Source organism: Amycolatopsis sp. NPDC049868, assembly GCF_044461365.1.
Classification (GTDB): domain Bacteria; phylum Actinomycetota; class Actinomycetes; order Mycobacteriales; family Pseudonocardiaceae; genus Amycolatopsis.
In genome coordinates this window covers 57,158-72,289 of record NZ_JBITKV010000017.1, presented here as the reverse complement: position 1 = coordinate 72,289, position 15,132 = coordinate 57,158, and the positions used below count along the sequence as shown (strand labels likewise).

Here is a 15,132-nt window from a genome sequence, read left to right as displayed (position 1 = left end):
TCAGAACCCGGAGTGGTCTCGGAGCACCCGCGCGGTTTCGTCGGCGCGCAGCAGGTCGGCGTGGCTGACTTCGAGGCGGAACCGCTTGTCGATCAGCTTGGTCGCGTTGACCGCGGTGGGGGCGCCGTCCTCTTCCAGCGCCGCGTAATCGGTGGAGGTGAGCGCGAGCGAACGGCCCCAGGCGGAGGCGGGGTCGATGCCCTCGGCGGCGGTGAGCCACGCCATGTAGGTCTCGAAGAACCGGACGACCTCTTCGCCGCGTTCCGGCGCGAGGCCGACCTTGTGGAACGCGCCGGTGGCCACCTCGCGGTAGAGCGTGACGATCTCCTCGGTGGCGTCGGCCAGCGCGATCCCCGGCGTGGTCACGATCTCGACGGCCCGCAGCCGGGCCTCGCTCGCTTCCTCCACGGTGAGCACCGGGCCGCCGAGCGCGATCAGCTTGTCGATCTCCACCGCGAGCAACTGCTTGTCGGTGACCTGCCCGTCGAACAGCACCACGGCCGGTTCGGTGCGCTGCCGCCGCGCGATCCGCTCGGCGATCTCCGCCGCGTAGACGCCGCCGAGGCAGTAGCCGAGCACCGCGACCACCTCGCGGCCGCTCAACTGCTCGTCGCCGGTCCAGTAGTCGAGGTAGGTCTCCGGGCCGGGCCGATCGGCGAGGGTCACCGCGGGCAGCTTCGTCTGGAGCACGCCGTGGGCGGACCACGCGGAGCCCATCACCGCGGTCAGATCCGCGAATCCCGCTTCGGGACGGCCGGGGGCAGGAAAATCGACGGCGAGGACGACGGAGTTCGACGTGGGGGCGGAGAGCACGCTCCACGATTCTTCGTTCGGCACTGGTAGATCCCATCATCGAAGTCGGACGGCCAAGTTCCCCGCGCTCGCGGACGGCGAACGCGCGCGACGATTCCCCTGGACCGCCCGGGAAACGGCGGCCCCGCGCGCTTTCGCCTACCCCGCCGAACCGGCGGGGTCGTGCAGTTCCTTCGCCAGGAAGTCCGCGATGGCTTCCGGCAGGTAGTTGTCGTAGACGAAACCCTCGGGCAGCTTAAGACCAGTCCGCGCGTCGAACCTCTCGCGCAGTTGAACGGCCGACATCGACGTCGCGCCCAGATCGAAGATGTCCGTGCTCGGCCCGACCTCGTCGACCGACGCGTAGCCGAGCACGCCGGCGATCTCCTCGCGAACCAGTCCGAGCAGCACTTCCCGGCGCTCCGCCTCGGTCTTCCCCGCCAGCAGCGGCAGCCACTGCGACTCCGCCGCGGCTTCCCCGCCGGGCTCGGCGTCGGCACCGCGCCAGGCGACGATCCGTTCCAGCACCGCGGAAAGCGGCATTTCGGCACTCAACTGCTCGGTCGTACCGAGCACTTCGGACAGTGCCGTCAGGTCACCGCCGTCGAGCGCGGCCCAGAACTCCCGTTCCCCTGGCACCTGCTTGTGCACAGCGGGCGGGGCGGGCCAGAACCGGTTGCGCTGGAACGCATACGTCGGCAGGTCCACCCGTCGTCCGCGGCCGAGCAGCGCGCTCCAGTCCACCGCGGTGCCCTGGACGTGCACCGCGGAAAGCGCGGTCAGCAACGCGCTCAGGCCGGGCACCGCACCGGACAGCGCGGCGGTGACCGTGGCCTCCGGTTCCGCCGGGCTCAGCCGCTCGGCGCCGAACTCCACGTATTCGCCGAACCCGCCGAGTTCTTCCACCGGCAGCACCGGGACACGTCCCGCGCGCCGTTCCGCCGGGGTGTCCGCGGCGAGCGACACCGCCGCTTCGGCCAGGGTCATCTCCCCTGCCACCGTCGCGGCCGCGAGCTCGCCGATCCCTTGCCCGGCGACGGCTGCCGGGCGCACGCCCGCCGAACGCCACAGCTCGGCCAGCGAAATCTGCACGGCCCAGCGGACTTCCGGCCGGTCCGAGCCGGTTCGCACCGCCTCGTCCAACTCGACGGACAGCGCCCGCGCACACTCGGCGATGCTCGCCGCGAAGGCGGGAGACTCGTCCATCAGCTCAGCCAGCTGACCGAACCCCTTGTCGGGAAAGACAAACACGGTCTTGCGGTCGGTCGCGACGCCCGTCGGCACTTCCGGCGACGGTGTGCCGTCGGCGAGCGCGGACAGCCCGGCGAGCAGGCCGTCGCGGTCGCGGCCGACGACGACGGCGCGGTGGCCGAAGACCGTTCTGGTGCGGGCCAAGGAGAAACCGACGTCGACCAGGTCCGCGTCCGGCCGGTCGAGCAGGTGCGCCCGCAGCCGCGCGGCCTGTGCCCGCACCGCTTCCCCGGTCCGCGCGGACAGCGCCCACGGCACCACCGCCGGGCCGCCGGACCGCTCCGGCTGTTCAGCCGCGGCCGGGGCTTCCTCCACGATCACGTGCGCGTTGGTGCCGCTGATCCCGAACGAGGACACGCCGGCTCGTCGGGGCCGTCCGTCCGAGGGCCAGGGCACCGGTTCGGTGAGCAGCCGCACCTCGCCCGCCGACCAGTCGATGTGTGGCGAGGGCTCGTCCACGTGCAGGGTCTGCGGGAGGCGCTGGTTCCGGAGGGCGAGCACCATCTTGATCACCCCGGCCACGCCCGCGGCCGCCTGCGTGTGCCCGATGTTGGACTTCACCGAGCCCAGCCACAGCGGCCGCTCCGCCGCGCGATGCTGCCCGTAGGTCTCGATCAGCGCTTGCGCCTCGATGGGATCGCCCAGTGAGGTGCCGGTGCCGTGCGCCTCCACAGCGTCCACTTCGGACGCAGTGAGGCGCGCGTTCGCCAGCGCCGCCCGGATGACCCGTTGCTGCGACGGGCCGTTCGGCGCGGTGAGGCCGTTGGAGGCACCGTCCTGGTTGGTCGCGCTGCCCCGGATGACCGCGAGCACGGGGTGCCCCGCACGGCGCGCGTCCGACAGCCGTTCCAAGACGAGCAGCCCCGCGCCCTCGGCGAATCCGGTGCCGTCCGCGCCCGCCGCGAAGGCCTTGCACCGGCCGTCCGGCGCCAGCCCGCGCTGACGGGAGAACTCGACGAACGTGCCCGGCGTGGCCATGATCGTGACCCCGCCGGCCAGCGCCATCGAGCATTCGCCGCTGCGCAGCGCCTGCGCGGCCAGGTGCAGGGCCACCAGCGCGGAGGAGCACGCGGTGTCCACGGTCATCGTGGAGCCCTCGAGGCCCAGCGTGTAGGCCAGCCGTCCGGAAAGGATGCTCGTCGCGATGCCGGTCATCAGGTGGCCTTCGAGGTCGGCGCTGCCCTCTTCGGCGAGCACGCTCTGCTCGTAGCCGGAGGTGTAGCCGCCCACGAACGCCCCGGTCTGGCTGCCGCGCAACGAGGTCGGGTCGATCCCGGCCCGTTCGAACGCCTCCCAGGACAGCTCCAGCAGCAGGCGTTGCTGCGGGTCCATCGCCAGCGCCTCGCGCGGGCTGATCCCGAAGAACGCGGCGTCGAACGCGCCGGCGTCGGAGAGGAAGCCGCCCGCCTGGGTGTAGGAGGTGCCGGTGTGCGCGGCGTCCGCGTCGTACAGGCCGCCGAGGTCCCAGCCGCGGTCGGCGGGGAACGCCGAGATGACGTCCTCACCGCCGTCCAGCAACCGCCAGAACTCCTCCGGGCTGTCGACCCCGCCGGGGAACCGGCAGCTCATCCCGACGATGGCGACGGGCTCGTGGTCGGTGACCCCACCGGTGACGACCGGCGCGGCCGGGCCCGCGGCGACCCCGCCGAACTGTTCGGCGAGCCGCACCGCGAGCGCGGTCGGGTTCGGGTAGTCGAAGACCAGGGTCGCGGGGAGCCGCAGGTCGGTCGCGGTGCTGAGCCGGTTGCGCAGCTGCACCGCGGTCAGCGAGGTGAAGCCCAGGTCGGTGAAGGCCCGTTCCGGATCGACCGCTTCGCCGGTCGCGTGCCCCAGTGTCGCGGCGACGTGGGTCCGCACCAGGCCGAGCAGCACCTCGTGCCCGTCCTGCGCGGACAGTGCGGCGAGCTGCTCGCGCAGCGAATCCGCGCCCGCCGCGCCGGACGAGGCGCTCCGGCGAGCCGGGCCGCCGAGCAGCGCCCGCCACAACGGCGCGACGTCGCCGCCGCGGGCCGCCCGGGTCCGCAGCCGGCCGAGATCGAGACGCACGGGCACCAGGACGGCCTCGGCCCGGTCGAGCGCGTCGTCGAACAGTTCGAGGCCCTCGTCGGCGCTGAGCGCGCCGCCGTCGCGGGCCATCTTGGCGCGTTCGGCGTCGGTGAGTGTGCTGGTCAGGCCGCTGACCTCGGCCCACATGCCCCAGGCGAGGGACGTGCCGGGCAGGCCGGCCGCGCGCCGGTCGGCGGCGAGGGCATCGAGGAAAGCGTTGGCGGCCACGTAGTTGCCCTGCCCGGCCACGCCGAAGGTGGCCGCGGCCGAGGAGAACAGCACGAAGCGCGCCAGGTTCCGGTCTCGGGTGAGTTCGTGCAGGTGCCAGGCGGCGAACGCCTTAGGCCGCAGCACAGTGTCCACACGCGACTCGGTGAGTGAAGTGATCGTCGCGTCATCGAGCACCCCGGCGGTGTGCACCACGGAGGTAAGCTCCGGGATCGCGTCGACCACGGTGGCCAGTTCGGCCCGGTTCGCCGCGTCGCAGGCGAGGACGGCCACTCCGGTGCCGCGTTCGGCCAGTTCGGCGGCCAGCCCCGCCGCCCCGGCGGCCGCGGGACCGGATCGGCTGGTCAGCACCACCGCGTCGGCCTGTCCGGTGGTCGCCAGATGCCGGGCGACGAGTGAGCCGAGGGTGCCGGTCCCGCCGGTCACCAAGGCGGTGCCCGCGACCGGCGGGTGCGCTGTCCCTTGCCGGACGCCGCTCGGGCGGGCGAGCCGCCGGGCGTAGGCGAGCTGCCCTCGGACCGCCAGTTCCGGTTCCCCACTGGCCACAATGGTCGGCAGGAGCGCGGCGGCGGCGCCGTCGGGCAGGTCGGCCAGCACTACCCGGCCGGGGTTTTCCGCCTGTGCGGACCGCACCAGTCCCCACGCCGCGGAACCGGCCAGATCGCCGATCCGCTCGCCAGGCTCGACGGCCTGGCTCCGCCGGGTCAGGAGCACCAGCCGCGTCTGCTCCAGCCGTTCCTCCGCCAGCCACGACTGGAGCAGGTTCAGCGTTTCCACAGTGACCTGGCGCGCCGCCTTCGCCGCGTCGGCCGCGTCTCCGTCGCCGACCCAAACCAGCACCACGTCGGGGGTGTTCTCCGCCGCGATCAGCGCAGGCAGGTCCACAAAGGACCGCAGCGTGAGCGTGTCGGTGAGGCCGAAGCGGTCAGCTCCGAGAAGAGCCCAGTCCCCGGCGAGCGCGGGTGCCTCGCCGATCGCGGACCACTCCACCGCGAACAACGCGTCCGCCACGCTGGGTCCGGCGATGGTCAGCTGATCCGTCGCGAGCGGACGGGTGATCAGCGAGTCCACCGTGATCACCGTAGCCCCGGCCGGGTCGGCGGCCGTCACGGTCAGCGCGCCGGTGTGGTCCCGGCGCAACCGCGCCCGGAGCGCCGACGCCCCGCTCGCGTGCAGCCGCACTCCCGTCCACGCGAACGGCAGGCGCACCTCGCCGGATTCGGCGGTGCCGGTCAGCGCGCTGGCGTGCAGCACCGCGTCGAGCAGCGCGGGGTGCAGGCCGAACGCTCCCGCGTCGAGCCCGTCCGGGAGGGCGACCTCGGCGAAGACATCCTCACCGCGACGCCAGACCGCTTGCAGGCCGCGGAAGGCCGGGCCGTAGCCGTACGGGCCTTCGTCCGCGTACATCCCGTCGACGTCCACAGCAGTGACCTCGCGGGGCGGCCAGACGGCCAGCTCGGGGTCCCGGGTCTCCGCGGTCGTCGCCGTGGTGACGGTGCCGCTGGCGTGTTGAGTCCAGTCCTCGCCCGCGTCGTCGCGGCGCGCGAACACCTCGACCGTCCGACGCCCGTCCTCTGCGTCGCCCAGCACCACCTGGACCTGCACGCCGCCGTCGGCCGGGATCACCAGCGGAGACTGCAAAGTCAGCTCTTCCAGCAGGCCGCAGCCGATCTGGTCCCCGGCCAGCACCGCCAGTTCCACGAACGCCGTGCCCGGCAACAGGAGCACCCCGTTCACGACGTGGTCGGCCAGCCACGGATGCGTGCGCACCGACAACCGGCCAGTGCACACCATGCCTGCACCGCCAGCCAGTTCCACCGCCGCGCCCAGCAAGGGATGGTCCACGGCGCCCAAGCCCAACGAGACCGCGTCACCGGCACGACCGCCACCGGGCTTCGGCCAGTACCGCACATGGCCGAACGCATATGTCGGCAGGTCCACGTGGGCGCCAGACGGCAGCACCGCTGCCCAGTCCACCGGCGCACCGTGCACGAAAGCTTCCGCGAACGAGGTCAGCAACCGCGCCGCACCGCCGTCGTCCCGGCGGAGCGTGCCGCACACGACGCCGGGCGCCGCGCCCGGCCCGGCGTCGGCGGCCAGTTCGTCCAAGGTGTCGTTCATCGCGCCGAGCAGCACCGGATGCGGGGTCACCTCGATGAACATCCGGTTTCCGTCACCCGCCACCGTCCGGATCGCGCGGTCGAACATCACCGGCGCACGCAGACTCTCGTACCAGTACCCGGCGTCCAGTTCCTCGCCCGTCAAAGTCTCCCCGGACATCGCCGACACCATCGGCACCCGGCCACGCCGCGGCTCGATCCCCGCCAGCACCGCACGGATCTCGTCTTCCAGGCTTTCCACCTGCGCACAATGCGACGCGTAATCCACCGCCACCATCCGCGCCCGAATACCCTCGGCATCCAACTCGGACTTCAACTCGGCCAACGCCTCAGGCTCACCCGAAACCACCACCGCGGCCGGACCGTTCACCGCCGCCAGCGACAATCGATCACCCCACCTGGCGATCCGCTCCTCCACCACAACAGCAGCCACGCTCACCGACAGCATGCCGCCCAGACCCGCCAACACCTTCAACGACTTGGAGCGCAGCGCAACGACCTTCGCACCGTCCTCAAGGGACAACATCCCCGCGACCGTCGCCGCCGCGATCTCACCCTGCGAATGACCAACCACCGCCTGCGGCGAAACCCCAGCCGCCTCCCACACCGCGGCAAGAGACACCATCACCGCCCACAACGCGGGCTGCACCACATCCGCCGACTCCAGCTCGCCTTCGAGCACATCGGACAACTTCCAGTCCACAAAGGACTCCAGCGCCCGCTCGCATTCGGCGAGCCGCGCCGCGAACACCGCACTCGACCGCGCGAGTTCCTCGCCCATCCCGAGCCACTGCGAACCCTGCCCGGCGAACACGAACACCGGACGCACGTCGTCGCGGACCACTCCGGCGGACGTCGAGCCGGACGGGACGCCGTCGGCGAGGTCGCGCAGGCCCGCGAGCAGGGCGTCCTGGTCGCCGACGACCACGGCGCGGTGTTCGAACGCGGACCGGGAGGTAGCCAGCGACCAGGCCACGTCGGCCGGGGCCAGCGCCTCCCGGGCGGTGGCCCAGCCGTGCAGCCGCTCGGCCTGGCGCGCCAGGCCGTCCGCCGTCCGCCCGGAAACCAGCCAAGCGCCGATCCCGCCGGATTCGACCGCCGTGGACGGCGGGACAGCCTCGGTCTCGGCGTCGTCCGAGGCGGGGGCCTCCTCGACCAGGATGTGCGCGTTGGTGCCGCTGATGCCGAACGAGGAAATACCGGCCCGGCGCACCCGGTCGCCGGAGGGCCACGGAGCCGGGGCGTCCAGCAGCCGGACCGCGCCGGACTCCCAGTCGATATGCGACGAAGGCTCTTCGACGTGCAGCGTGCGTGGGATCTCCTGATGCTGCAACGCCAGCACCATCTTGATCACGCCCGCCACGCCGGCCGCCGCCTGCGTGTGCCCGATGTTCGACTTCACCGAACCCAGCCACAGTGGACGGTCCCGGTCCCGGCCGTAGGTGGCCAGCAACGCCTGCGCCTCGATCGGGTCGCCCAGCACCGTGCCGGTGCCGTGCGCCTCCACGACGTCCACATCGGACGCCGACAACCCGGCATTCGCCAACGCCGCGCGAATAACGCGCTGCTGCGAAGGACCGTTCGGCGCCGTCAACCCGTTCGACGCACCGTCCTGGTTCACCGCGCTGCCGGCCACCACGGCCAACACCTGGTGCCCGTTGCGCCGCGCGTCCGAAAGCCGCTCCACCACCACGACGCCCGCGCCCTCGGCGAAGCCCATGCCGTCGGCTTCCGCGGAGAACGCCTTGCACCGGCCGTCTGCTGCCAAACCGCGCTGCCGGCTGAACCCGACGATGCCGTCCGGGGTGGCGATGACCGTCGAGCCGCCGGCAAGCGCCATCGAGCACTCCCCCGCCCGGATCGCCTGGACCGCGAGGTGCAGCGCGACCAGCGAGGACGAGCACGCGGTGTCCACGGTGATCGCCGGGCCTTCGAGGCCGAGAGTGTAGGAGATCCGGCCGGACAACACGCTGGTGGCGAAACCGGTGGTCGCATGTCCTTCGCTGCCCTCCGCGCCCGCGCCGAGGCTCATCCCGTAGCCGGAAGCGAACCCGCCGACGAACACGCCGGTCTGGCTGCCGCGCAGCGAACCGGGGTCGATCCCGGCCCGCTCGATCGCCTCCCAGGAGACTTCGAGCAGCTGCCGCTGCTGCGGGTCCATGGCGAGCGCCTCGTGCGGGCTGATACCGAAGAAGCCCGCGTCGAAGCCGCCGGCGTCGGACATGAAGCCGCCGGACTGGGTGTAGAGGGTGCCCACGCTGTCCGGGTCGGGGTCGTAGACCGTCTCCCAGCCGCGGTCGTCCGGGAACCCGGCGACCGCGTCGGTCCCGGTGCGCAGCAGCCGCCAGAACGATTCGGGGTCGGTGACGTCGCCGGGATACCGGCAGGCCATGCCGACGATCGCGATCGGCTCGCCGGTGGCCGCCGCGACGTGCGTCGCCACCGAGCGCACCGGCGCCGCGGAGCCGTCCACCAGCAGCGAGGTGAGGTGCCCGGCCAGCACGAGCAAGGTCGGGTAATCGAAGACGAGGGTGGCGGGCAGCCGCAGACCGGTGGCGGCGTTCAGCCGGTTCCGCAGTTCGACCGCGGTCAGCGAGTCGAAGCCCAGCTCGGTGAAGACCCGGTTCGCGCCGATCGCCTCGGGGGAACGGTGGCCGAGCACCGCCGCCACATGGGTGCGCACCAGATCGACGAGGGCGCGTTCCCGGTCCGGTTCGGACAGTCCGGCCAGCCGCTGCCGCAACGAGTCCGCGCCGACCTCCGACGCCGCCGTCCGACGGCCGGGCCTGGCGGTGATCAGTGCCCGCCAGACCGGCGGGACTTCGCTGCCCTTGGCCGCCTGCGCCCGCAGTCCGGCGATGTTCAGCAGCGCGGGCACGAGGACCGCTTCGTCGCGCGACACCGCGCGGTCGAACAGCGCGAGACCGTCCTGCGCGCTCAGCGCCGCCACGCCGCCCCGGTTGATCCGGGACCGTTCCGCGTCGCTGAGCTGCCCGGTCAGTGCGCTGGTCTCGGCCCACATCCCCCACGCCAGCGAGGTTCCCGGCAGCCCTGCCGCCCGGCGGTCCGCCGCGAGACCGTCCAAAAAGGAGTTCGCCGCGACGTAGTTGCCCTGCCCGGCGGCACCGAAGGTGGAAGCCGCCGAGGAGAACAGGACGAACTCGTCCAGCTCGCGGTCCTTGGTCAGCTCGTGCAGGTTCCACGCACCGTCCACTTTGGGCCGCATGACGGCCGACACCCGCTCGGACGTCAGCGACGCGATCGTGGCGTCGTCCAGGACGCCCGCCGTGTGCACGACCGACTTCAGCAACGGCACCCCGCGCAGCACGGTGGCGAGATCCTCGCGCTCCGCCGCGTCACAGGCGACCACGCGGACCGACGCGCCCAACGACGCCAACTCCGCCGCCAGCGTCGCGACGTCCGGCGCGCCCGGGCCGGAACGGCCGGTCAGCACCAACTCGTCCGCACGCCCGGTCGACGCCAGATGCCGGGCGACCAGACCACCCAACGTCCCGGTGCCGCCGGTGATCAGCGCCGAGCGGGAAGCCGACACCGCCGCGGCCGGAATGGTGAAGACCATCTTGCCCGTGTGCTTGGCCTGCGACATGAACCGGAACGCGTCCCGCGCCCGCCGCACGTCCCACACCCGCACCGGCAGCTTCGCCAGCACGCCCGAGGCCATCAGCTCGACCACCCGCGCCAACATCCGGTGCAGGCCCGCCGAGCCGGCCTCCGCCAGATCGAATGGCCTGTAAACCACTCCGGCGGGAATGGTCTCCGGGTCCCGCAGGTCGGTGCGGCCCATCTCCACGAACGAACCACCCTCAGGCAACAGCCGCAGCGACGCGTCCACCAACTCACCCGCCAACGAGTTCACCACGATGTCCACACCACGACCATCCGTCGCGACAAGGAAATCACGCTCGAACTCAACACCACGCGAGGTCGAAATATGGTCCGCATCCAGACCCAGACCGGCCAACACACCGTGCTTCGCCGGACTGGCAGTAGCGAAAACCTCCAACCCCAGATGCCGCGCGATACGCACCGCCGCCATCCCCACGCCGCCCGCGGCCGCGTGCACCAGCACCCGCTGCCCGGACCGCGCGCCCGCCAACTCCACCAGCGCGTACCAAGCCGTCAGGAACGCCACCGGCACCGAAGCAGCGTCCACTTCGGACCAGCTGTCCGGAATGCCGACGAGATGCCGCGCGTCGGCGATCACCTCCGGACCGAACCCACCGGACACGATGCCCAGCACCCGGTCACCCACCGCGAAACCGGTCACCCCGGACCCGACCTCCAAGACCCGGCCCGCGACCTCACCGCCCATCACCCCACCGCCGGGATACATCCCCAACGCGATCAACACATCCCGGAAGTTCAAGCCCGCGACCCGCACCCCCACCCGCACCTGGCCCGGCTCCAGCGCCACGCCGGCCACCGGAGCCAGCACGAGTCCGTCGAGGGACCCGTTCTCGTCCGCCTCCAGCCGCCACAAACCCCCCGGCAGCGCGAGATCGCCCGACGGACGGGTCAGCCGCCGTCCCAACGCGACACCACCGCGAACAGCCACCTCCGGCTCACCACTGTCCATAACGGACGGGAGCCGCGCGAGGTCCGCGTCGTCGAGGACGTCGGCCAGCACCAGCCGTCCGGGGTTCTCCGACTGGGCCGACCGCACGAGACCCCAGGCCGCAGCCCCGGCCAGATCGTGCACCCGCTCGCCGGGCACCGAAGCCACCGCGCCGCGGGTCAGCACGACCAGGCGTGCCGCTTCGAGACGTTCGTCGGCCAGCCACCGCTGGACCACGTCGAGCACTTCGGCGGTCGCCCGCCTTGCGGATGCGGGCGTGTCGGCGTCCCCGGTGCCGCCGGCGCAAACCACCAGCACACCCGGTGCCGTCTCAGCCAGCGCGGAAAGGTCCGAAATGGACTCGGCCGGAAGGACATCGGCGACGCCGAACCGGTCCTCCCCCACGACCGCCCAGGCCACATCGGCGGGAGTCGTCTCGCCGATCTCCGCCCACTCCACCGCGAACAGCGCATCCTGCACCACCGGGTCGGTGACGCTCAACTGGTCCGCCGCCACCGGACGGGTGCTCAACGACCCCACCGAAACGACGGTCGCGCCGGTGACGTCCGCCGCCACAAAGGACAGTGAGCCGGTCGCGTCGCGGCGCAGCCGCGCGCGCAGCACGGACGCGCCGCCCGCGAACAGTTCCACTCCGGTCCAGGCGAACGGCAGCCGTACTTCGCCGGAGACCTCGGCGTCGGGGCCACCGGCGAACACGCCGGCCTGGAGGACCGCGTCGAGCAACGCGGGATGCAGGCCGAACGTGGCCGCCTGCTCGGCCATGCCCTCGGGCAACGACACTTCGGCGAAGACGTCTTCGCCGCGCCGCCAGACTCCGCGCACGCCCCGGAAAGCCGGACCGTACCGGTAGGAAGCGTCAGCCAAAGCCTCGTAGAGGCCGTCGACCTCGACGCGGGTGGCGTTCCGCGGCGGCCAGACGGCCAGTTCCTCGTCGTGGGTTTCGCCCGGTCCGGCTGGGGCCACGGTGCCGCCGGCGTGCTGGGTCCAGCCTTCGCCCGCGTCGTCGCGGCGGGCGAACACCTCGACCGCGCGCCGGCCGTCCTGGCCCGCCTCGGACACGATGACCTGCAACTGCACGGCCTGCTCGGCGGGCACCACCAGCGGCGCCTGCAAGGTCAATTCTTCCAGCACGCCGCAGCCCGCCTGGTCCCCGGCCCGCAGGAGCATCTCCACGAAACCGGTGCCAGGCACCAGGATCACCCCGCCGACGCTGTGATCGGCCAGCCACGGATGAGTCCGGACCGACAGCCGACCGGTGCAGACCAAGCCGGCGCCATCGGCGAGTTCCACCGCCGCGCCGAGCAAGGGGTGATCGACCGCGCCCAGGCCCAGCGACACGGCGTCGCCGCCCAGCACCGGCGCGGCCTCCGAAGGCCAGAACCGCACCCGCTGGAACGCATACGTCGGCAGTTCCACCCGGTTCCCGGACGGCAGCACCCGCGTCCAGTCCACCGCGACCCCGTGCACGAAAGCCTCGGCGAAGGAAGTGAGCATCCGCGCGCTGCCGCCGTCGTCCCGCCGCAGCGTGCCGCACACCGCGGCGGTGTCGCCCAGAGTGTCGTTCATGGCGCCCAGCAGCACCGGATGCGGGGTGACCTCTAGGAAAACATTGTGTTCCTGCTCGGCGAGGAGGCGCACCGCACGTTCGAAGTGGACAGTCGAGCGCAGGCTCTCGTACCAGTACCCGGCATCCAGTTCCTCGCCCGTCAAAGTCTCCCCGGACATCGCCGACACCATCGGCACCCGGCCCTTACGCGGCGAAACACCCGCCAGCACCGCACGAATCTCCGCTTCCAGGCCCTCCACCTGCGCACAATGCGACGCGTAATCCACCGCCACCATCCGCGCCCGAATACCCTCGGCACCCAGTTCGGACTCCAGCTCGGCCAACGCCTCCGGCGCACCGGAAACCACCACCGCAGCCGGACCATTCACCGCGGCCAACGCCAACCGCTCACCCCACCTGGCGATCCGCTCCTCAACCACACCGGCCGCCGCGTTAACCGACAGCATGCCGCCCAGACCCGCCAGCACCTTCAACGACTTGGAGCGCAGCGCAACGACCTTCGCGCCGTCCTCAAGGGACAACATCCCCGCCACAGTCGCCGCCGCGATCTCACCCTGCGAATGCCCGACCACCGCCTGCGGCGAAACCCCAGCCGCCTCCCACACCGCGGCCAACGACACCATCACCGCCCACAACGCGGGCTGCACCACATCCGCCGTCGTCAGCTCTTCAGCCAACACCTCGGACAACTTCCAGTCCACAAAAGACTCAAGCGCCCGCTCGCACTCCGCCAGCCGCGCCGCGAACACCGCACTCGCCTGCGCGAGTTCCCGCCCCATGCCGAGCCACTGCGAACCCTGACCGGCGAACACGAACACCGGACGCACCCCGGTCCGCGCCGCCCCGGTCACCACCGCACCCGAGGGCACCCCGGCTGCCAGGTCGCTCAACCCCGAAGCGAACTCGCCCGTCACCACCGCGCGATGCTCGAACACCGACCGGGTCGTCGCCAACGACCAGCCCACGTCCGCCGGAGACAGCTCCGGCCGCGCGAGCACCCACTCGCGCAGCTGTTCCGCCTGCCCGGCAAGGCCTTCCGGCGTCCGCCCGGACAGCACCCACGCGCCGCCCACTCCGGTGCCGAGTACCGGCTCCGGCCGCTCAACCGGCGCGGGAACCGCGGCGGGCGCTTCCTCCAGGATGACGTGCGCGTTGGTGCCGCTCAGGCCGAACGACGACACCCCGGCGCGTCGCGGACGTTCGCCTGCGGGCCACGGCGTTCTCTCGGTCAGCAACCGGACGTGGCCTTCGGTCCAGTCCACATGCGGCGAGGGCTCGTCCGCGTGCAGGGTCTTCGGCAGCTCGCCGTGCTGCAGCGCGAGCACCAGCTTGATCACCCCGGCGATCCCGGCGGCCTGCTGGGTGTGCCCGATGTTGGACTTCACCGAGCCCAGCAGCAGCGGCCGGTCTTCCGGCCGGTCCTGGCCGTAGGTGGCCAGCAGGGCCTGCGCCTCGATCGGGTCGCCGAGCGTGGTGCCGGTGCCGTGCGCCTCGACCACGTCCACGTCGGCGGACGAGAGATGCGCCCCGGCCAGCGCGGCCTTGATCACCCGCTGCTGCGAAGGCCCGTTCGGCGCGGTCATGCCGTTGGACGCGCCGTCCTGGTTCATCGCACTGCTGCGAAGGACGGCCAGCACCTGATGCCCGTTGCGCTGGGCGTCGGACAGCCGTTCCACGAGCACCATCCCGGCGCCCTCGGCCATGCCCATGCCGTCCGCGTCCGCGGAGAACGCCTTGCAGCGGCCGTCCTCGGCGAGACCACGCTGCCGCGAGAAGCCGACGAACCCGCTCGGCGAGGCCATCACGGTGACCCCGCCCGCCAACGCCATCGAGCATTCCCCCGACCGCACCGCCTGCGCCGCCAGATGCAGCGCGACCAGCGAAGAAGAGCAAGCCGTGTCGATGGAGACCGCTGGCCCCTGCAAGCCGAGCAGGTAGGAGATCCGGCCGGACATGACGCTGGCCGCGCCGCCGGTCATCAGGTGCCAGGCCAGTCCCTCGGTGGTCTGCAGCGAGGGGTGCGTGACGTAGTCCCCCGGCGCGACCCCGATGAACACGCCGGTCCGCGAACCGCGCAGCGTGGCCGGATCGACCCCGGCGGCCTCCAGCGCTTCCCACGAGATCTCCAGCAGCAGCCGCTGCTGCGGGTCCATCGCCAGCGCCTCGCGCGGGCTGATCCCGAAGAACTCGGCGTCGAAGCTCGCCGCGTCCCGCAGGAACCCGCCTTCGACCACATAGGACGTTCCCGGGTTGTCCGGGTCCGGGTCGTAGACGCCCTCGGCGTCCCAGCCGCGGTCGGTCGGGAAACCCGAGATCGCGTCGCCGCCCTCGGACAGCAGCTCCCAGAACTGCGCGGGGGTGCGCACCCCGCCGGGATAGCGGCAGCCCATGCCGACGATGGCCAGCGGCTCGGAAGCCGCCAAGACGAGTTCCCGGTTGCGCGACTTCAGCCGCTCGGTCTCCTTGACCGAGGCCCGCAGCGCTTCCAGGAGCTTGTCAGCCTTCTCGCTCATCGCTGCTTCCACCCATCC

General features: G+C 72.2%; 1 protein-coding gene and 1 pseudogene. Both read right to left on the bottom strand.

Annotated elements, in window-relative coordinates; all coding sequences use genetic code 11:
• Positions 1-837, bottom strand: a complete 837-nt coding sequence (locus ACIBTM_RS41145; RefSeq protein ID WP_395882551.1) for a hypothetical protein — start codon at positions 835-837, stop codon at positions 1-3.
• 114 nt (positions 838-951) lie between these two features.
• Positions 952-15,084, bottom strand: a pseudogene (locus ACIBTM_RS41140) (SDR family NAD(P)-dependent oxidoreductase); the annotation flags it as partial.
• Positions 15,085-15,132: the final 48 nt, after the last annotated feature.